The sequence below is a fragment of the Pseudomonas sp. B3(2017) genome, assembly GCF_002113595.1.
GTDB lineage: Bacteria > Pseudomonadota > Gammaproteobacteria > Pseudomonadales > Pseudomonadaceae > Aquipseudomonas > Aquipseudomonas ekonensis.
In genome coordinates this window covers 136,308-155,170 of record NZ_NEIU01000015.1, presented here as the reverse complement: position 1 = coordinate 155,170, position 18,863 = coordinate 136,308, and the positions used below count along the sequence as shown (strand labels likewise).

Here is an 18,863-nt window from a genome sequence, read left to right as displayed (position 1 = left end):
GCGACCGGGCTGCTGGCGTCGCGGTGCCTGAGCGCGTTGGTGCCTGCCAAACTGCTGCCGAGCCTGTAAGGGCCTCATCGCTGGCAAGCCAGCTCCCACAGGTTCTGCGCAGTCCCCTGTGGGAGCTGGCTTGCCAGCGAAACGATTTTGAACAAGACGAGGACTTGGGATGAAAACCCTCTGGCAACACTGCCACGTCGCGACCATGGCGCAGGGCGCCTACTCGATCATCGAGGACGCGGCCATTGTGACGTCCGGTGCGCTCATCGAGTGGATCGGCCCGCGCCATCAATTGCCGGCGGGCGAATACCCGGCGGTCAACGACTTGCAGGGCGCGTGGGTCACCCCCGGCCTGATCGACTGCCACACCCACACCGTGTTCGGCGGCAACCGCAGCGGCGAGTTCGAGAAGCGCCTGCAAGGCGTCAGCTACGCCGAGATCGCCGCCCAGGGCGGCGGCATCGCCAGCACCGTGCGCGCCACTCGCGAGGCGTCCGAGGACGAACTGTTCGCCAGCGCCGCCAAGCGTCTGCGCAGCCTGATGCGCGACGGCGTGACCACGGTCGAAATGAAGTCCGGCTACGGCCTGGACCTGGCCAGCGAGCGCAAGATCCTGCGGGTCATCCGGCGCCTGGCCGACGAGCTGCCGGTCAGCGTGCGCAGCACCTGCCTGGCCGCCCATGCGTTGCCGCCGGAATACGCCGACCGTGCCGACGCCTACATCGATCACATCTGCGCCGAGATGCTGCCGGCGCTGGCCGCCGAAGGGCTGGTGGACGCCGTGGACGCGTTCTGCGAATACCTGGCCTTCTCGCCGGAGCAAGTCGAACGGGTCTTCGTCGTCGCGCAAAAACTCGGCCTGCCGGTGAAGCTGCACGCCGAACAGCTGTCGTCGCTGCACGGCTCCAGCCTGGCGGCGCGCTACCGCGCCCTGTCCGCCGATCACCTGGAATTCATGACCGAAGAGGACGCCATCGCCATGGCCGAAGCCGACACGGTCGCGGTATTGCTGCCGGGAGCGTTCTACTTCCTGCGCGAAACCCAGTTGCCGCCGATGGATGCCCTGCGCAAGCACAAGGTGAAGATCGCCGTCGCCAGCGACCTCAACCCCGGCACCTCGCCGGCGCTGTCGCTGCGCCTGATGCTGAACATGGCCTGCACCTGTTTCCGCATGACCCCGGAAGAGGCCCTGGCCGGTGCGACGATCCATGCGGCCCAGGCACTGGGCATGGCCGCCACCCACGGCTCGCTGGAGGTCGGCAAGGTCGCGGACTTCGTCGCCTGGCAGATCGACCGGCCGGCGGACCTGGCCTACTGGCTGGGCGGCGAACTGGACAAACGCGTCGTGCGTCACGGCGTCGAATCAAGCCTGTAGGAGAGCGGTTGTGGATAAGGTTCTGAACTTCAAACAAGGCCGCGTGCCGCTGCTGATCAGCATGCCCCACGCCGGCGTGCGCCTGACGCCGGCGGTCGAGGCCGGGCTGATCCCGGCGGCGAAAAGCCTGCCGGACACCGACTGGCACATCCCGCAGCTGTACGACTTCGCCCAGGAACTGGGCGCCAGCACGTTGGCTGCCGAGTATTCGCGGTTCGTCATCGACCTCAACCGGCCATCCGACGACAAGCCGCTGTATGCGGGGGCGACCACCGGTCTGTACCCGGCCACCCTGTTCGACGGCATTCCGCTGTTCCAGGAAGGGCTGGAGCCTTCGAAAGCGGAGCGTGCGACCTATCTGCAACAGATCTGGACGCCGTACCACCGCACCCTGCAGCAAGAGCTGGCGCGGCTGAAGGCCGAGTTCGGCTACGCGCTGCTGTTCGACGCACACTCGATCCGCTCGGTGATCCCGCACCTGTTCGACGGCAAGTTGCCGGACTTCAACCTCGGCACCTTCAACGGCGCCAGCTGCGATCCGCAGCTGGCCACGCAGTTGGAAGCCATCTGCGCCCGCCACGGCGACTACAGCCATGTGCTCAACGGTCGCTTCAAGGGCGGTCACATCACCCGTCACTACGGCAACCCGGACGAGCACATCCACGCCGTGCAGCTGGAGCTGGGCCAGTGCACCTACATGGAAGAGTTCGAACCGTTCCGCTACCGCGCCGACCTGGCGCAGCCGACGCGAGTGGTGCTCAAGGAGCTGCTGCAAGGCCTGCTGGGCTGGGCGCAGGGCCGTTACGCCGCTTGACGGCTGATCCAAATCCTTGTGGGAGCGAGCCTGCTGTGTCAGACGACATCCTGGTTGAATGACACACCGCTTTCGCGAGCAGGCTCGCGCCTACAGGGTTCGGCGGGATCCCTGTGGGAGCCAGCCTGCTGGCGATGGCGTCCGACCAGGCCCCCCAAGACAGTCGCCCCAGTGCAAATCCCGGTCGCCACAGGTCGCTTTTGCGTCCCGTCTGCTGCGTAATGTTTCGGCCACGGTGCATGAAGACACCGATCCGACAATAAAACCGCTGCCGCACGAGACGACCCCATGAAAAGACTGTTCACTCGTTGTGCGTTAATCCTCGCGAGCAGTGCCCTGCTCAGCGCCCCTGTCCTGGCCAATGACGACCCCTCCTGCAAAACCGTGCGCATGGGCGTGGTCAACTGGACCGACGTGATCGCCACCAGCGGCATGGCCGACGTGCTGCTCAACGGCCTGGGCTACGAAAGCAAGCAGACCAGCGCCGTGCAGCAGATCATCTTCGCGGGCATCCGCGACAAACGCCTCGACATCTTCCTGGGGTACTGGAAACCGGCGATGGACAACAACATCGCGCCGTTCCTGGCGGCCAAACAGGTCAAGGTCATGGACACGCCGAGCCTGGCCGATGCCCAGGCCACCCTGGCGGTGCCGGACTATGTCGCCGAGGCGGGCCTCAGGACCTTCGCCGACATCGCCAAATTCAAGGACCGGTTGGGCGGCAAGATCTACGGCATCGAACCCGGCAGCGGCGCCAACACCACGATCAAGACCATGATCGACACCGACCGCTTCGGCCTGAAGGACTTCAAGATCGTCGAGTCCGGCGAGGCCGGCATGCTCGCCGCTGTGCAGCGGGCGGTGAACCGCAAGGAATTCGTGGTGTTCGTCGGCTGGACCCCGCACCCGATGAACATCAACATGAAGATCACCTACCTGACCGGCAGCGAAGACGTCTACGGCCCCAACGAAGGCGCCGCGACCGTGTCGAGCGTGACGGCCCCGGACTACGCCGAGCGGTGCCCCAACGTCTACCGGCTGCTGGAGAACCTGACCTTCACCGCCGCTCAGGAAAGCCAGTTGATGGTGCCGATCATGGAGCGCAAGACACCCCAGGAAGTGGCGAAGAAGTGGCTGCGCGAACATCCCGAGGACTTGCAGCGCTGGCTGGCGGGGGTCAGCAGCTTCGACGGCAAGGACGGCGTGGCCACGGTGCAGGCCAGCCTGAAGCAGTGACACTGCCTTGTGGCGAGGGAGCAAGCTGCCTCGCCACTCCCAACTGACGCCGTCGGATCGAAATGACATGGTTCCCTATCCGCTTTCCGCCGAAATGGCCGCATTCGTCGCCGAAACCCTGAGCCATACCGCAGAGGACTCCAGCCTGACCGGACTGCGCAAGGCCTACGACAGCATGTGCCGGGCGTTCACCCCGGCCCGTCCGCAAGGGCTGGCGGTGGAGGACTTTACGCTGAACGGCGTGCCGGTCAGGTCCTACCTGCCGCCCCGCGCGCCGCCGGCCGAGGGCTGGCCGTGCGTGCTGTACCTGCACGGCGGCGGGTGGGTGGTCGGCGGCCTGGATTCCCACGACTTCATCTGCTTCGAACTGGCGATGCAGCTGGAAGCGAGGGTGGTGGCGGTGGACTACCGGTTGGCGCCGGAACATCCGTTCCCCGCCGGGTTCGACGATTGCCTGAGCGTCTGGCGCGGCTTGCGCGGTGCCGGGCTGGCGCTGGATCCGCAGCGCCTGCTGGTGGCCGGCGACAGCGCCGGCGGCAACCTCGCCGCCGCGTTGTGCCTGGCCCTGCGCGATGCCGGCGAGCCGCTGCCCGTGGCCCAGGTGCTGATCTATCCGGGGCTCGGCGGCGATGACCGTTTGCCGTCGCGCAGCGAATGCGCCGATGCGCCGCTGCTCACAGCCAGCGACGTCGATTGCTACCACACGCTGTACCTGCGCGGCAGCCGTCAACCCGACGCTTGCGCCATGCCGCTGCTGGCGCAGGACCTCGGCCGCTTGCCGCCGGCCTGGATCGCCGTGGCCGAGTTCGATCCGCTGCGCGACGATGGCGTGCGCTACGCCGAGCGGCTGGCCGCTGACGGCGGCGAGGCCGACCTCTACTATGGCGAAGGGCTGGTGCACGGTTGCCTGCGCGGCCGTGGACGGGTGCCCGAGGTGGACCGTCTGTACGACAGCCTGCTGAGGTTCATGGCTGACAAATTGTGACTGCGAGCGGGCATGCTCATTGACGTGAATCGGGTTTATGATGCCGGACGGCAGAATAATAGAAGTCCCCCCAGGGATGACCTCGACCCCTTACGGAGCGCGCAATGCAGACTTTGTTTCCGCAGATCAAACCCCATGCCCGGCACGATCTGGCCGTCGATGGAACCCACACGCTGTACGTCGATGAAAGCGGCTCGCCCGAAGGCCTGCCGGTGGTGTTCATCCACGGCGGCCCCGGCGCCGGTTGCGACGCCCAGAGCCGCCGCTACTTCGACCCGAACCTGTACCGCATCGTCACCTTCGACCAGCGCGGCTGCGGACGCTCCACCCCTCACGCCAGCCTGGAGAACAACACCACCTGGGATCTGGTCGAGGACCTGGAGCGCATCCGCAAGCACCTGGGCATCGACAAGTGGGTGCTGTTCGGCGGCTCCTGGGGCTCGACCCTGGCGCTGGCCTACGCCCAGACCCATCCGGAGCGGGTGCACGGGCTGATCCTGCGCGGGATCTTCCTCTGCCGTCCGCAGGAGATCGAGTGGTTCTACCAGGCCGGCGCCAGCCGCCTGTTCCCCGACTACTGGCAGGACTACATCGCGCCGATCCCGCCGGAGGAGCGCGACGACCTGCTCGGCGCCTTCCACAAGCGCCTGACCGGCAACGACCAGATCGCCCAGATGCACGCCGCCAAGGCCTGGTCGATCTGGGAAGGGCGCACCGCGACCCTGCGGCCGAACCCGCTGGTGGTCGACCGCTTCTCCGAGCCGCAGCGCGCGCTGTCCATCGCCCGGATCGAATGCCACTACTTCACCAACAACGCCTTCCTCGAACCGAACCAGCTGATTCGCGACATGGGCAAGATCGCCCACCTGCCGGGCGTGATCATCCATGGCCGCTACGACGTGATCTGCCCGCTGGACAACGCCTGGGAACTGCACCAGGCCTGGCCGAACAGCGAACTGCAGGTGATCCGCGACGCCGGCCACGCCGCGTCGGAACCGGGCATCACCGATGCGCTGGTGCGTGCCGCGAGCAAGATGGCGCGCCGCCTGCTCGATCTGCCGCCCGAAGAAGCATGAAGGGGCTGCTGCAGCGCGTGAAGGGCGCGCGGGTCGACGTGGCGGGGGAGACGGTCGGCTCGATCGACCAGGGGCTGCTGGTGCTGGTGGCGGTCGAACCCGACGACACGCGGGCCAGCGCCGACAAACTTCTGCATAAGCTGCTTAACTATCGGGTATTCAGTGACGCCGAGGGCAAGATGAACCTGTCCTTGGCGGATGTGGGCGGCGGGCTGCTGCTGGTCTCTCAGTTCACCCTCGCCGCCGACACCCGAAGCGGGTTGCGCCCGAGTTTCTCGACCGCGGCCCCTCCGGCCCTGGGCGAGGAGCTGTTCGACTATCTATTGGGCAAAGCGAAACAGGTGCATGGCACTGTGGCATCAGGTAGATTCGGCGCGGATATGCAGGTGCACCTGGTCAACGATGGCCCGGTCACGTTTCTGTTACAGACATGAAAGCCCTTGAAACATCATTTCAAGGGCTTTTCGACTGAAAACAGGGAATTTTCGCGATAAATACTTTGTTGCCCCTGATGCGTTGTCACGCGGGCTACTAGATAATCGCGCGCTATGGGGATCAGCGTTCGTTGATCCATTTTGACTTAGGTAGAGACTTGGACGGATCCGATTGGGGAATCATTTTGCCCCAGCGGAGTCGGAACAATGCTCGCCAACCTGGCACATAGATAGCTGGCCGTTGGTTTTTTGATCTGTTTTCGGCGAGGGTTGCTCGTGATTGTTAGTCCCTGTAATGCAGCAAGAATGTCTGCCAAACGCATGCGAAGCGCGCTGGTAGCGGGCTCGGCGCTCCTGTGCCTGCTCAGCGCCGGCCAGCTTTGGGCGTTCAATCTGGACGATGTGTCCGCCAAGGCTAAAGAGCTGGCCGGGCAGAAGTTCGAAGCCCCGCGCAGCAACCTGCCGACCGAGTTCCGCGAAATGAAGTTCGCGGACTACCAGAAGATCCGTTTCCGCACCGAAAAGGCTGAGTGGGCCGACCAGAAGACGCCGTTCAAACTGTCCTTCTACCATCAGGGCATGCACTTCGATACGCCGGTGAAAATCAACGAAATCACCGCGAACACCGTCGAAGAGATCAAGTACGACCCGTCCCGCTTCGATTTCGGCGACCTGCAGTTCGATCCGAAGGCCACCGAGCAGCTGGGCTATGCCGGCTTCCGCGTGCTGTACCCGATCAACAAGGCCGACAAGCAAGACGAAATCATGACCATGCTGGGCGCGAGCTACTTCCGCGTCGTCGGCAAGGGCCACACCTACGGCCTGTCGGCCCGTGGCCTGGCCATCGACACCGCCCTGCCGTCGGGCGAAGAGTTCCCGCGCTTTCGCGAGTTCTGGATCCAGCAACCGAAGCCGGGCGACAAGCACCTGGTGATCTTCGCCCTGCTGGACTCGCCGCGCGCCACCGGCGCCTACCGCCTGATCCTGCGTCCGGGCAGCGACACCATCGTCGACGTCAAGGCGCAGATGTTCCTGCGCGACAAGGTCGGCAAGCTCGGCATCGCGCCGCTGACCAGCATGTTCCTGTTCGGCGCCAACCAGCCGTCGAAGGTGCTCAACTACCGTCGTGAGCTGCACGACTCCAGCGGCCTGTCGATCCACGCCGGCAACGGCGAGTGGATCTGGCGTCCGCTGAACAACCCGAAACACCTGGCCGTGAGCAATTTCAGCGTCGAGAACCCGCGCGGTTTCGGCCTGCTGCAGCGTGGCCGCGACTTCAGCCACTACGAAGACCTCGACGACCGCTACGACAAGCGCCCGAGCGCCTGGATCGAGCCGAAGGGCGAGTGGGGCAAGGGCACCGTCGACCTGGTGGAGATTCCGACCGCCGACGAGACCAACGACAACATCGTTGCGTTCTGGAGCCCGGAGAAGATGCCGGAGCCGGGCCAGCCGCTGGACTTCGCCTACCGCATGCACTGGACCATCGACGAAGCCGCGCTGCACGCGCCGGACAGCGCCTGGGTCAACCAGACCCTGCGTTCCACCGGCGACGTGAAGCAGTCCAACCTGATCCGTCAGCCGGACGGCAGCGTCGCCTACCTGGTGGACTTCGAAGGCCCGTCCCTGTCGGCGCTGTCGCCGGACGCGGACGTGCGCAGCCAGGTCAGCGTCGGCGACAACGCCGAACTGGTCGAGAACAGCGTGCGCTACAACCCTGAGACCAAGGGCTGGCGCCTGACCCTGCGCCTGAAGATCAAGGACGCAAGCAAGTCCACCGAGATGCGTGCCGCCCTGGTGCAGCACGTGGTGCCGGCGGACCTGGCCAAGACTTCGGTGCCGGCGTCGAACTCGTCCGTCGCCAAGGCCGACAAGGTCGCCGCCAAGCAGCAGGAAAAAGCCGACAAGGAAGCCAAGGCAGCGGAGGCTAAGCAAGCCGACGCCAAGCCTGCGGCAGATGCCAAGGAAAAGGCCAACAAAGACGCCAAGCAGCCAGCGGCTGCCGAAGCGGCCCCAGCCACACCGGAATCGGCCCCGACTGAAGAAGTCCTGACCGAGACCTGGAGCTATCAGTTGCCTGCCGATGAGTAACTCTCAAGTACAGCCGGAAACTCTGTCCGAGTATCTGGCGCATCTGCCGATGACCGACGAGCAGCGCGCGGAACTCGCGGGCTGCCGGTCCTTCAGCGAACTGCATGAACGCCTGTCCTCCAGCACGTTCGGTGCCCCTGCCGAAGCCGCCCAGGCTTCGGTGGGCCAGCGCCTGGCCCTGAGCACCGCCGAAGAGCTGCAGGACGCGGAAATGCTGGCGCTCGACGCCAGCGGCCGCGTCTGCCTCAAGGCCGCGCCGCCGATCCGGCGCACCAAGGTCGTGCCGGAGCCATGGCGCACCAACATCCTGGTGCGCGGCTGGCGGCGCCTGACCGGGCGCACCAACCCGCCGCAGCCGCCGAAGGACCAGAACGTGCTGCCGGCGGCCCGCTGGCGCACCGTCGGGTCGATCCGCCGCTACATCCTGCTGCTGCTGATGCTGGGCCAGACCGTCGTCGCCGGCTGGTACATGAAAGGCATCATGCCGTACCAGGGCTGGTCGTTCGTCGACCTGGAAGAGGTCCTGCACCAGCCGCTGCTGCAGACCGCCACGCAAGTGCTGCCGTATGCGCTGCAGACCAGCATCCTGATCATGTTCGGGATCCTGTTCTGCTGGGTGTCGGCCGGTTTCTGGACCGCGCTGATGGGCTTCCTGGAACTGCTCACCGGTCACGACAAGTACCGGATCTCCGGCAAGAGCGCCGGCAACGAGCCGATTCCCAAGGACGCCCGCACCGCACTGGTGATGCCGATCTGCAACGAAGACGTGCCGCGGGTGTTCGCCGGCCTGCGGGCGACGTTCGAGTCGGTCGCCGCCACCGGTGATCTGGACCGCTTCGACTTCTTCGTCCTCAGCGACAGCAACGACACCGACATCTGCGTGGCCGAGCAGCAGGCCTGGCTGGACGTCTGCCGCGAAGCCAAAGGCTTCGGCAAAATCTTCTACCGCCGCCGCCGTCGCCGCGTGAAGCGCAAGAGCGGCAACCTCGACGACTTCTGCCGTCGCTGGGGCGGCGACTACAAGTACATGGTCGTGCTGGACGCCGACTCGGTGATGAGCGGCGAGTGCCTGACCAGCCTGGTGCGTCTGATGGAAGCCACGCCGGACGCCGGGATCATCCAGACCGCGCCGCGGGCTTCGGGCATGGACACCCTCTATGCGCGCATGCAGCAGTTCGCCACCCGCGTGTACGGCCCGCTGTTCACCGCCGGCCTGCACTTCTGGCAGTTGGGCGAATCCCACTACTGGGGCCACAACGCGATCATCCGGATGAAGCCGTTCATCGACCACTGCGCCCTGGCGCCGTTGCCGGGCAAGGGCGCGTTCTCCGGTGCGATCCTGTCCCACGACTTCGTCGAAGCGGCGCTGATGCGCCGGGCCGGCTGGGGCGTGTGGATCGCCTACGACCTGCCGGGCAGCTACGAAGAGCTGCCGCCGAACCTGCTCGACGAGCTCAAGCGCGACCGTCGCTGGTGCCACGGCAACCTGATGAACTTCCGCCTGTTCCTGGTCAAGGGCATGCACCCGGTGCACCGCGCGGTGTTCCTCACCGGCGTGATGTCGTACTTGTCGGCGCCGCTGTGGTTCTTCTTCCTGGTGCTGTCCACCGCGCTGCTGGCGGTGAACACGCTGATGGAGCCGCAGTACTTCCTCGAACCGCGCCAGCTCTACCCGCTGTGGCCGCAGTGGCACCCGGACAAGGCCATCGCCCTGTTCTCGACCACCATCGTGCTGCTGTTTCTGCCCAAGCTCCTGAGCATCATCCTGATCTGGGCCAAGGGCGCGAAAGAGTTCGGCGGCAAGTTCAAGGTGACCGTGTCGATGCTGCTGGAGATGCTGTTCTCCATGCTGCTGGCGCCGGTGCGGATGATCTTCCACACCCGCTTCGTCCTCGCCGCGTTCCTGGGCTGGGCCGCGACCTGGAACTCGCCGCAGCGTGACGACGACTCCACGCCGTGGAGCGAAGCGGTCAAGCGCCACGGCCCGCAGACGCTGCTGGGCTTCTTCTGGGCGCTGCTGGTGATCTGGCTGAACCCGAGCTTCCTGTGGTGGCTGGTGCCGATCGTCGGTTCCCTGATGCTGTCGATCCCGGTGTCGGTGATCTCCAGCCGCGTGGGCCTGGGCCTCAAGTCCCGCGACGAGAGCCTGTTCCTCATCCCCGAGGAATACAATCCGCCGCAGGCGCTGCTGGCCACCGACCAGTACACCCACGAGAACCGCTGGCATGCGCTGAACGACGGTTTCGTCCGCGCCGTGGTCGACCCGCAGCAGAACGCCCTGGCGTGCTCGCTGGCGACGTCCCGTCACGGTCAGGCCGAGCCGATCGAGTGGCTGCGCCAGGAGCGCGTGCGCCATGCGGTCAAGGTCGGCCCCGCCGGGCTGAACAACCACGACCGCCTGCAACTGCTGAGCGACCCGGTGGCCCTGGCCCGCCTGCACGAGCAGGTCTGGAGCGAAGGCCTGGGCGACTGGCTGGACGCCTGGCGGGCGTCGGTGAAAGCCGACCCGCACGCGCCGTTGCTGCCGTTGCGGCCGCCGGCCAGCCTGCAGGCCCAGCCGGCCTGACGAAAGCCCCGCCTCCTGGCGGGGCTTTTTTGTTTGCGCTGCCCGCCTGTCCTTCAGGGCGCGGTGGGAAACCGCTGTCGATTGTTAAACAAATCGTCCATTAACCCTTGTGCAATCGAGCGAGTGCGTTAGCATCCGTCCCCGAATTGGCGCGCCCGGGCGTTCTTGCCTGCTTCTGTCGTTTTCGCGCCGCACATGCAATGGTTTTGGGGACTTGAAGATGAAGAAGTATCTGTCGATGCTGCTGGTCGGCGTCACGGCACTGGTTGCGGTCAATGCGGCGCAGGCCGGCGCCATCGACGACGCGGTCAAGCGCGGTTCGTTGAAGGTCGGCATGGACCCGACCTACATGCCGTTCGAGATGACCAACAAGCGCGGCGAGATCATCGGCTTCGAAGTCGACATCCTCAAGGCCATGACCAAGGCCATGGGCGTCAAGCTGGAGCTGGTGTCCACCGGCTACGACGGGATCATCCCGGCGCTGATGACCGACAAGTTCGACATGATCGGCAGCGGCATGACCCTGACCCAGGAACGCAACCTGCGCCTGAACTTCAGCGAACCGTTCATCGTGGTCGGCCAGACCCTGCTGATCCGCAAGGAGCTGGAAGGCACCGTCAAGTCCTACAAAGACCTGAACACCGCCGACTACCGCATCACCTCCAAGCTCGGCACCACCGGCGAGCTGGTGGCCAAGAAACTGATCGCCAAGGCCAAGTACCACGGCTACGACAACGAGCAGGAAGCCGTGCTCGACGTGGTCAACGGCAAGGCCGACGCCTTCATCTACGACGCGCCGTACAACGTGGTGGCGGTGAACAAGGTCGGCGCCGGCAAGCTGGTGTTCCTCGACAAGCCGTTCACCTACGAGCCGCTGGCCTTCGGCCTGAAGAAGGGCGACTACGACAGCATCAACTTCATCAACAACTTCCTGCACCAGATCCACGAAGACGGCACCTACGATCGCATCCATGACAAGTGGTTCAAGAGCACCGAGTGGCTCAAGGACATGGAATAAGCCCGTTCTGATGGCGACGGGTCATTAAGGCCGAGTCGCTCCGATCGCGGGCAAGCCCGCTCCCACAGGTTTCGCGTCGAACACAACATTTGTGTTCACCCAATTCCCTGTGGGAGCGGGCTTGCCCGCGATAGCGGCCTCCCAAGCGACACAGATTTCGGAACCTGCAAATCCAATGAAACAGAAAAAAGCCCAATGGCCCTGGCACATCCTGACCGTGCTGGTGCTGATCGGCCTGGCCGGTGCGCTGTACTACGCGACGTCGCTGATGTCCTACGAGTGGCGCTGGAACCGCGTGCCGCAGTACTTCGCCTATCAGGCCGAGGAAACCCACCGTGCCGCCGACATCTCCACCGTCAGCGAACTGGTGCGCAAGGGCGGCAGCGCCGAGGTCACCCTGCGCAACGACGCCGGTGACGAGCAGCGCCTGACCGTCGACGAGAACAGCCTGCAGTTCGCCCAGGGCGATGATGTCGCCGAAGGCGACGTGGTGGGCGTCACCCGCCATTGGGCGGCAGGGCCGCTGCTGTGGGGGCTGTGGACGACGCTGTGGCTGTCGGTGGTGTCCGGCGTGCTGGGCCTGCTGATCGGCCTGGCGACGGGGCTGTGCCGCCTCTCGAACAACCCGACCCTGCGCGACCTTTCGACGATCTACGTCGAGCTGGTGCGCGGCACGCCGCTGCTGGTGCAGATCTTCATCTTCTACTTCTTCATCGGCACGGTGATGAACCTGTCCCGGGAGTTCGCCGGGATCGCCGCGTTGTCGCTGTTCACCGGCGCCTACGTGGCCGAGATCATCCGCTCCGGCGTGCAGTCGATCGCCCGCGGCCAGAACGAGGCCGCCCGCTCGCTGGGCCTGAGCGCCGGCCAGTCGATGCGCCATGTGGTGCTGCCGCAGGCGTTCAAGCGCGTGCTGCCGCCGCTGGCCGGGCAGTTCATCAGCCTGGTGAAGGACACCTCGCTGGTGTCGGTGATCGCCATCACCGAACTGCTCAAGAGCGGCCGGGAAGTCATCACCACCTCGTTCTCGCCGTTCGAGATCCTGTTCTGCGTCGCCGGCCTGTACCTGTTGATCAACCTGCCGCTGTCGAAAATCGCCAGCCGGCTCGAGCGGAGGCTCGCGCAAAGTGATTGAAGTCCGCGATCTGGTAAAAGTCTTCGACACCCGCGGCCAGGTGGTGCGTGCGGTGGACAACGTCAGCACCGCCGTCGCCAAGGGCGAAGTGCTGGTGGTGATCGGCCCGTCCGGTTCGGGCAAGTCGACCTTCCTGCGCTGCCTCAACGGCCTGGAGCAGTTCGACTCAGGCTCGGTGAGCATCGACGGCCTGCAACTGGCCGACCCCAAGACCGACATCAACGCCTACCGCCGCGAAGTCGGCATGGTGTTCCAGCATTTCAACCTGTTCCCGCACATGACCGTGCTGGAGAACCTGTGCCTGGCGCAGAAGATCGTGCGCAAGCGCGGGCAGAAAGAAAGCGAGGCCAAGGCCCTGGCGCTGCTGGAGAAGGTCGGCATCGCCCAGAAGGCCCGCGAGTACCCGTCGCGCCTGTCCGGCGGCCAGCAGCAGCGCGTGGCCATCGCCCGGGCGCTGGCGATGGATCCGAAGGTGATGCTGTTCGACGAGCCGACCTCGGCCCTCGACCCGGAAATGGTCGGCGAAGTGCTGGATGTGATGAAAAACCTGGCCGTGGAGGGCATGACCATGGTCTGCGTCACCCACGAAATGGGCTTCGCCCGGGAAGTGGCGGATCGCGTGCTGTTCTTCGATCACGGCAAGCTGCTGGAGGACGCTTCGCCGGAGCAGTTCTTCGCGGCGCCGAAGGATCCGCGTGCGCAGGCCTTCCTGCGTCAGGTCCTCTAACGGCGGCGTCCTTTCGGACGCCATCGCTGGCAAGCCAGCTCCACAGGTTTTCGGTCGACCATAAAGTCTGTGTTCAACTCGGTCACTGTGGGAGGATCCGCGGGCGCAGGCCTTCCTGCGTCAGGTGCTCTAGCGGCGGCGTCCTCTTGGACGCCATCGCTGGCAAGCCAGCTCCCACAGGTTTTCGGTCGACCATAAAGTCTGTGTTCAACTCGGTCACTGTGGGAGCTGGCTTGCCAGCGATGGCATCACCTCGGTCCGCAGTGAACCGAGGTCTATGCATCAGCTCAAACCTTGAACCGCCCCACCAGCGTCTGCAGGTGGGTGCCCAGGCGCGCCAGCTCGACGCTGGAGGCCGCCGTCTCTTCGCTGGCCGCCGAGGTCTGGTCCGACACGTCCCGCACGTTCAGCACGCTGCGGTTGATCTCTTCGGCCACGGCGCTCTGCTGCTCGGCCGCCGCCGCGATCTGCTGGTTCATCGCCTGGATCGCCGACACGGTGCGGGTGATGCTGTCCAGCGAGCCACCGGCGCGGCGGGTCAGTTCCACGCTGCTGTCGGTCAGGGTGCGGCTGTTGTCCATGATCGTCGCCACTTGCTGGGTGCCGTTCTGCAGGCCGACGATCAGCTCTTCGATCTCTTCGGTGGATTTCTGGGTGCGCTGGGCCAGGCTGCGCACTTCGTCCGCCACCACCGCGAAGCCGCGGCCGGCCTCGCCGGCGCGGGCCGCTTCGATGGCGGCGTTGAGGGCCAGCAGGTTGGTTTGCTGGGCCACGGACTTGATCACGTCGAGCACGCTGCCGATCTTGTCGCTTTCGCGCTTGAGCTCGCCCATGGCCTCGGTGGAATGCCCCACCTCGGCGGCCAGGCGCTCGATCTGGGCGATGGCCTCGCCGACCACCTTGTCGCCTTCGCGGGCCTGCTGATCAGCGGCCACGGCGGCCTCGGAGGCTTCCTCTGCGTTGCGCGCGACTTCCTGCACGGTGGCGGCCATTTCGTTCATGGCGGTGGCCACCTGGTCGGTCTCGACCTTTTGATTGTTCACCCCGGCGCTGGTCTGCTCAGTCACGGCCGACAGTTCTTCGGCGGCGCTGGCGATCTGGGTGACGCCGTCGCTGATGCCGCCGATCAGTTCGCGCAGGCCCTGGTTCATGCTCTGCATCGAGCGCTGCAGTTGGCCCAGTTCGTCGCGGCGCTGGGACACCAGGTTATGGGTGAGGTCGCCGGCGGCCACGCGCTCGGCGACCTTGAGGGTCTGGTTCAGTGGAATGATGATCTGTCGGGTGATCGCCCAGGCGGCCAGCAGGCCGAAGGCCACGGCCAGCAGGGTGGCGATCAGCAGTTGGTTCTTGGCGGCGGCGGCGTCGGTGTCGCGCACGAGGGTCTGCGACTCGGTGAGCTTCTTGCTGACGTCGAGCAGGATGTCGCCCTGGGCCGCCATGCGCGCCAGCGCCTTGGCGCTGGCCACCTGGGAGTCGCGGAACTGGCTGACCGCCGCGCGGTAGGCCTTGAGCGATTCGGTGGCCTGCTGCAGGTTGGCGATGTGCTGTTCCGGCAGTTTGGCCGGCAGGCTTTCGAGGTTCTTCAGGGCGTTGTCGATGGCGTCCAATGCCGGCTGCTCGGCTTCGGCCTTGCCGCTGTAGGTGTAGCCGCGCACCTGGAAGCGCGCCTGCTGGATCAGCTTGCTGAGCTCGATCACCGCGTTGAATTGGGCGACGCTGTCGCCCTGCAGCATCGATTTTTCGACTTCGGCCACCCGGGCCACGGCGTTGTCGGCGGTGGCGCCGAGCTTGCCGCGGGCGTCTTCGCGCAGGGCGGTGGCTTGGGTCATGTCGGCGAAGGCGCGCTTGTACTCGGCCACGGCGGCCAGCTGCTGGTCGATCATCGCCACGTCGGCCGGTTGCTCGATCAGTCCGCGGGCGGTCTGCAGGCCGCTGTCGAGCTTGCCGAGCAGGTCGTTGACGGCGCCGGGGCCTTGTTCGCCGCGGCGCATCTCATAGTCCAGGCGGGCCAGGCGCAGGTCCTTGGTCAGCTCGTTCAGGCTGGAGATGAAGCCGAGCTTGTCGCCCCGGCTGATGATGCCGCTCATGCCGGTCCAGCCGGTCACGGTGATCAGCAAGGTCAGCAGCAGCACCAGGCCGAAGCCGATGCCCAGCTTGCGTTTGACGCTGACGTTTCCAAGATTCTCGGCTAACCAACGGTACATGCGACGACTCCCCTCGGACCACTAATTGGACTTATGGAGAGTGTATCGGCGGCGTGATGGCATTCTGTAACGCGATTTGTCCGCAGCGAGGGATCCTGGGGTGAGGGCGCTTGTTCCCTCACCACGGGCTTGAGCGGTTTGCGGCCGTCAGAACAGCCGGGCGAGCAGCGCGGTGACGGCGGTTTCGACCCGCAGGATGCGGTCGCCCAGCTGCACCGGTTGCAGCCCGGCCTTGTTCAGCAGGTCGATTTCGTAGGGGATCCAGCCGCCTTCCGGGCCGATGGCCAGGGTGACCGGCTCGCTGAGCGCGCGGGGGCAGGGCGGGAAATCGCCTGGATGGCCCACCAGGCCGAGGGTGCCGTCGGCGATCGCCGGTAGCCGATCCTCGACGAACGGCTTGAAGCGCTTTTCGATGATGACCTGCGGCAACACGGTGTCCCGGGCCTGTTCGAGGCCCAGGATCAATTGTTCGCGGATCGCGTCGGGTTCCAGGAACGGGGTCTGCCAGAAGCTTTTCTCGACCCGGTAGCTGTTGACCAGGATCACCTTGGGCACGCCCATGGTCGCCACGGTCTGGAACACCCGGCGCAGCATCTTCGGCCGGGGCAGGGCCAGCACCAGGGTCAGCGGCAGCTTGGCCGGCGGCGGCTGGTCGAGGCTGATCTGCAGCTCCGCCTCATTGGCGTCCAGGCGCAGCACCTGCGCCGAGCCCATCAGCCCGCCAACGCGCCCCACCCGCAGGCTGTCGCCGACTTCCGAACGGTGGACCTCCTGCATGTGGGTCAGGCGGCGGTCGCGCAGCACGACGCGGTCGGCCGCAATGAAATCGGCCTCTTCGAGCAGCAGCAGGTTCATGGCTGGGTCGCTGGCGGCTGGTCGTTGTGGTCGTCGGCGGTCTCGTCCGGGCGTTCGCGCTTGCTCACCAGGCTGCCGAACAGGATGCCGACCTCGAACAGCATCCACATCGGCACGGCCAACAGGGTCTGGGAGAAGATGTCCGGCGGGGTGAGGATCATGCCGACCACGAAGCAGCCGATGATCACGTACGGGCGGATCTTCTTCAGGTACTTGACGTCGACCACGCCGATCCACACCAGCAGCACCACGGCCACCGGGATCTCGAACGCCACGCCGAAGGCGAAGAACAGCGTCATGACGAAATCGAGGTAGCTGGTGATGTCGGTCATCATCTCGACGCCGGCCGGGGTGGCCGAGGCGAAGAACTTGAAGATCAGCGGGAACACGAAGAAGTAGGCGAACGCCATGCCGGTGTAGAACAGCAGGATGCTGGAGATCAGCAGCGGCACCGCGACGCGTTTCTCATGCTTGTACAGGCCCGGCGCGATGAAGCCCCAGATCTGGTGCAGGATCACCGGGATCGCCAGGAACAGCGAGACCATCATCGTCAGCTTCAGGGGCGTCAGGAACGGCGACGACACGTCGGTGGCGATCATCGTCGCGCCGGCCGGCAGGTACTGGCGCAGCGGCGTCGAGACGAAGGTGTAGATCTGCTGGGTGAAGGCGAACAGCCCGGCGAAGATGATGAAGATCGCCGCGACGCAACGCAGCAGACGGGTGCGCAACTCGGTGAGGTGCGAAACCAGCGGCATGTGCTGGTCGTTTTCGGGGAGATCGCTCATGGGGCTCGCGGTGGCAATGTCGGGTCATGAGGGGCCGGCGCGGTCGGCGCGGCAACTGGGGCAACGGGTTCGGCCGGGGCCGCTGCGGCGGCCGGCGCGGGTTCGGCTGGCGCTGGCGCAGGGGCCGCAGGTGTCGGCGCCGCAGGGCTGTGGATCGTCTGCCCGCCCACGTGCTCGACCGGCGTCGGTTCCTGCTGGACCGGCGTGAGGATCTTGCGAGCCTCCTGCTCCAGGGACAGGATGTGCTCGTTGTGCAGTTGCCGACGGATCTCGTCGGCACCGATCTCACGTTCAACTTCCTGTTTGATCGCGTTGAAGCTGCGCTTCAGGCGCCCGACCCACAGGCCGGCGGTGCGCGCAGCGCCCGGCAGGCGCTCGGGGCCCAGCACCAGCAGGGCGACGAGGCCGACGAGCAGCAGTTCAGAGAAGCTGATACCAAACATTAGTCAGTGCTCACACGTCTTTGCGGATCGGCTCTTCGACCTTCTGCGCCTGCACGTCGATGGTGTGCGGCGGGTTGGCCTGGGCGGTGGCTTGCGGCTGCACCGGCGGCACCGGTTGGGCAGGCGCGGCGCCCGGGTCGGCCGGTTTCTCGTCGTCGTTCATGGCCTTGCGAAAGCCCTTGATCGATTCGCCGACGTCGGTGCCCAGGTTCTTCAGTTTCTTGGTGCCGAACACCAGCACCACGACCACCAGAATGACGATCCAGTGTTTCCAGTCAAAAATGCCCATCTTGCAGCTCCTCTCTAATTGGTTTTCAGGCGGACGGACGCGAGGCTTTCTCGGCGTGTCCGGACAGGCCGAAGCGACGGTCCAGCTCATCCAGCACGGCCTGCGGATGCTGCCCCAGCTGGGCGAGCATGACCAGGCTGTGGAACCACAGGTCGGCGGTCTCGTAGATCACGTCGCTGCAGTCGCCGCTGACGGCGGCGTCCTTGGCGGCGATGATGGTCTCCACCGACTCTTCGCCGACCTTCTCCAGAATCTTGTTCAGGCCCTTGTGGTACAGGCTGGCGACATACGAGGTGTCGGCGGCCGCGCCCTTGCGCTCTTCGAGCACCTGGGCGAGGCGGGTCAGGGTGTCACTCATGTGTGTGTCCTGCGGCGGAATAGATGGCGTGCGGGTCTTTCAGGACCGGGTCGACCGTTTTCCAGTCGCCGTTCTCGAAGACGCGGTAGAAGCAGCTCTGACGGCCGGTATGGCAGGCGATGTCGCCGATCTGCTCGACCATCAGGATGATCACGTCGGCGTCGCAGTCCAGGCGCATCTCGTGCAGGGTCTGCACATGGCCGGACTCCTCTCCCTTGCGCCACAGCTTGCCACGGGAACGTGACCAGTAGATTGCACGGTTTTCCGCGGCGGTCAGCTCGAGCGCCTCGCGGTTCATCCAGGCCATCATCAGCACGCGTCCGGTCTTGTGATCCTGGGCGATCGCCGGCACCAGGCCATCGGCGTCCCACTTGATCTCGTCCAGCCAGTTTTTCATCTTCGACTCCGACAGCGAACCCCACGCTTCATTGGTCGGGTTCAGGCGTTCGAACAGTGTGCCAGCCGATCGCAG

The 18,863-nt window shown here is 65.6% G+C and carries 18 protein-coding genes and 1 pseudogene; 11 read left to right on the top strand and 8 right to left on the bottom strand.

All coding sequences use genetic code 11. From position 1 onward, the window contains the following. Nucleotides 1-169 precede the first annotated feature (169 nt). From hutI to CAG33_RS21105, 11 genes are all read left to right on the top strand, one after another. Nucleotides 170-1,375, top strand: a complete 1,206-nt coding sequence (gene hutI / locus CAG33_RS21155; protein WP_085631085.1) for an imidazolonepropionase — start codon at nt 170-172, stop codon at nt 1,373-1,375. A gap of 10 nt (nt 1,376-1,385) precedes the next feature. Further along, on the top strand, nt 1,386-2,189 hold the full coding sequence (gene hutG / locus CAG33_RS21150) for an N-formylglutamate deformylase (protein ID WP_085640422.1): 804 nt from the start codon (nt 1,386-1,388) through the stop codon (nt 2,187-2,189). 288 nt (nt 2,190-2,477) lie between these two features. Continuing rightward, nucleotides 2,478-3,425 carry a choline ABC transporter substrate-binding protein gene (locus tag CAG33_RS21145; protein ID WP_085631081.1) on the top strand — a complete coding sequence of 316 codons (948 nt, stop codon included), beginning with the start codon at nt 2,478-2,480 and terminating at the stop codon, nt 3,423-3,425. 67 nt (nt 3,426-3,492) lie between these two features. Continuing rightward, nucleotides 3,493-4,410, top strand: coding sequence for an alpha/beta hydrolase (locus CAG33_RS21140; protein WP_085631079.1), 918 nt, complete (start codon nt 3,493-3,495; stop codon nt 4,408-4,410). Nucleotides 4,411-4,514: 104 nt separating this feature from the next. Next, a complete protein-coding gene (gene pip, locus CAG33_RS21135) occupies nt 4,515-5,486 on the top strand; it encodes a prolyl aminopeptidase (protein ID WP_085585491.1) in 972 nt (323 codons plus the stop codon). Further along, nucleotides 5,483-5,920: a D-aminoacyl-tRNA deacylase gene (gene dtd / locus CAG33_RS21130; protein WP_085585489.1), complete on the top strand. Its 438-nt coding sequence runs from the start codon at nt 5,483-5,485 to the stop codon at nt 5,918-5,920. The genes pip and dtd overlap by 4 nt, the downstream gene beginning before the upstream one ends. 306 nt (nt 5,921-6,226) lie before the next feature. Further along, nucleotides 6,227-8,011, top strand: coding sequence for a glucan biosynthesis protein G (locus CAG33_RS21125; protein ID WP_371856121.1), 1,785 nt, complete (start codon nt 6,227-6,229; stop codon nt 8,009-8,011). Beyond that, a complete protein-coding gene (mdoH, locus tag CAG33_RS21120; protein WP_085640420.1) occupies nt 8,004-10,577 on the top strand; it encodes a glucans biosynthesis glucosyltransferase MdoH in 2,574 nt (857 codons plus the stop codon). The genes CAG33_RS21125 and mdoH overlap by 8 nt, the downstream gene beginning before the upstream one ends. A gap of 220 nt (nt 10,578-10,797) precedes the next feature. Beyond that, nucleotides 10,798-11,595 (top strand): transporter substrate-binding domain-containing protein, encoded by a 798-nt coding sequence (locus tag CAG33_RS21115; RefSeq protein ID WP_085585485.1) that lies wholly within the window; start codon nt 10,798-10,800, stop codon nt 11,593-11,595. A gap of 175 nt (nt 11,596-11,770) precedes the next feature. After that, a complete protein-coding gene (locus CAG33_RS21110) occupies nt 11,771-12,730 on the top strand; it encodes an amino acid ABC transporter permease (protein ID WP_085585483.1) in 960 nt (319 codons plus the stop codon). After that, nucleotides 12,723-13,457: an amino acid ABC transporter ATP-binding protein gene (locus tag CAG33_RS21105; protein WP_085585481.1), complete on the top strand. Its 735-nt coding sequence runs from the start codon at nt 12,723-12,725 to the stop codon at nt 13,455-13,457. Before CAG33_RS21110 ends, CAG33_RS21105 begins: the two co-directional genes overlap by 8 nt. A 287-nt stretch (nt 13,458-13,744) precedes the next feature. Here the strand turns inward: CAG33_RS21105 and CAG33_RS29115 are convergent, their stop codons facing one another. The 8 genes and pseudogenes from CAG33_RS29115 to hisI all read right to left on the bottom strand — a co-directional run bounded on the left by CAG33_RS29115 (nt 13,745) and on the right by hisI (nt 18,788). Next, nucleotides 13,745-14,449, bottom strand: coding sequence for a methyl-accepting chemotaxis protein (locus CAG33_RS29115; protein WP_371856124.1), 705 nt, complete (start codon nt 14,447-14,449; stop codon nt 13,745-13,747). Between the two features lie 210 nt (nt 14,450-14,659). Continuing rightward, nucleotides 14,660-15,544 (bottom strand): annotated as a pseudogene (locus CAG33_RS29110) (methyl-accepting chemotaxis protein); the annotation flags it as partial. Between the two features lie 264 nt (nt 15,545-15,808). After that, nucleotides 15,809-16,516: a 16S rRNA (uracil(1498)-N(3))-methyltransferase gene (locus CAG33_RS21095; protein WP_085640418.1), complete on the bottom strand. Its 708-nt coding sequence runs from the start codon at nt 16,514-16,516 to the stop codon at nt 15,809-15,811. Continuing rightward, nucleotides 16,513-17,301, bottom strand: a complete 789-nt coding sequence (gene tatC, locus CAG33_RS21090; RefSeq protein WP_085585475.1) for a twin-arginine translocase subunit TatC — start codon at nt 17,299-17,301, stop codon at nt 16,513-16,515. The genes CAG33_RS21095 and tatC overlap by 4 nt, the downstream gene beginning before the upstream one ends. Further along, on the bottom strand, nt 17,298-17,744 hold the full coding sequence (tatB, locus tag CAG33_RS21085) for a Sec-independent protein translocase protein TatB (protein WP_085631070.1): 447 nt from the start codon (nt 17,742-17,744) through the stop codon (nt 17,298-17,300). The genes tatC and tatB overlap by 4 nt, the downstream gene beginning before the upstream one ends. 10 nt (nt 17,745-17,754) lie before the next feature. Further along, nucleotides 17,755-18,033, bottom strand: a complete 279-nt coding sequence (locus tag CAG33_RS21080; RefSeq protein WP_085585471.1) for a twin-arginine translocase TatA/TatE family subunit — start codon at nt 18,031-18,033, stop codon at nt 17,755-17,757. 25 nt (nt 18,034-18,058) lie between these two features. After that, complete coding sequence (locus tag CAG33_RS21075; RefSeq protein ID WP_085585469.1) at nt 18,059-18,391, bottom strand: phosphoribosyl-ATP diphosphatase; 333 nt, start codon at nt 18,389-18,391, stop codon at nt 18,059-18,061. Then, on the bottom strand, nt 18,384-18,788 hold the full coding sequence (gene hisI, locus CAG33_RS21070; RefSeq protein ID WP_085585467.1) for a phosphoribosyl-AMP cyclohydrolase: 405 nt from the start codon (nt 18,786-18,788) through the stop codon (nt 18,384-18,386). Before hisI ends, CAG33_RS21075 begins: the two co-directional genes overlap by 8 nt. Nucleotides 18,789-18,863 lie beyond the last annotated feature (75 nt).

Coding starts and splice junctions, on each gene's coding strand:
- hutI (WP_085631085.1), top strand. CDS start 170: ATGAAAACCCTCTGGCAACACTGCCACGTCGCGACCATGGCGCAGGGC.
- CAG33_RS21145 (WP_085631081.1), top strand. CDS start 2,478: ATGAAAAGACTGTTCACTCGTTGTGCGTTAATCCTCGCGAGCAGTGCC.
- CAG33_RS21140 (WP_085631079.1), top strand. CDS start 3,493: ATGGTTCCCTATCCGCTTTCCGCCGAAATGGCCGCATTCGTCGCCGAA.
- pip (WP_085585491.1), top strand. CDS start 4,515: ATGCAGACTTTGTTTCCGCAGATCAAACCCCATGCCCGGCACGATCTG.
- dtd (WP_085585489.1), top strand. CDS start 5,483: ATGAAGGGGCTGCTGCAGCGCGTGAAGGGCGCGCGGGTCGACGTGGCG.
- CAG33_RS21125 (WP_371856121.1), top strand. CDS start 6,227: ATGTCTGCCAAACGCATGCGAAGCGCGCTGGTAGCGGGCTCGGCGCTC.
- mdoH (WP_085640420.1), top strand. CDS start 8,004: ATGAGTAACTCTCAAGTACAGCCGGAAACTCTGTCCGAGTATCTGGCG.
- CAG33_RS21115 (WP_085585485.1), top strand. CDS start 10,798: ATGAAGAAGTATCTGTCGATGCTGCTGGTCGGCGTCACGGCACTGGTT.
- CAG33_RS21110 (WP_085585483.1), top strand. CDS start 11,771: ATGAAACAGAAAAAAGCCCAATGGCCCTGGCACATCCTGACCGTGCTG.
- CAG33_RS29115 (WP_371856124.1), bottom strand. CDS start 14,449: ATGGCCGCCACCGTGCAGGAAGTCGCGCGCAACGCAGAGGAAGCCTCC.
- CAG33_RS21095 (WP_085640418.1), bottom strand. CDS start 16,516: ATGAACCTGCTGCTGCTCGAAGAGGCCGATTTCATTGCGGCCGACCGC.
- tatC (WP_085585475.1), bottom strand. CDS start 17,301: ATGAGCGATCTCCCCGAAAACGACCAGCACATGCCGCTGGTTTCGCAC.
- tatB (WP_085631070.1), bottom strand. CDS start 17,744: ATGTTTGGTATCAGCTTCTCTGAACTGCTGCTCGTCGGCCTCGTCGCC.
- CAG33_RS21080 (WP_085585471.1), bottom strand. CDS start 18,033: ATGGGCATTTTTGACTGGAAACACTGGATCGTCATTCTGGTGGTCGTG.
- CAG33_RS21075 (WP_085585469.1), bottom strand. CDS start 18,391: ATGAGTGACACCCTGACCCGCCTCGCCCAGGTGCTCGAAGAGCGCAAG.
- hisI (WP_085585467.1), bottom strand. CDS start 18,788: ATGAAAAACTGGCTGGACGAGATCAAGTGGGACGCCGATGGCCTGGTG.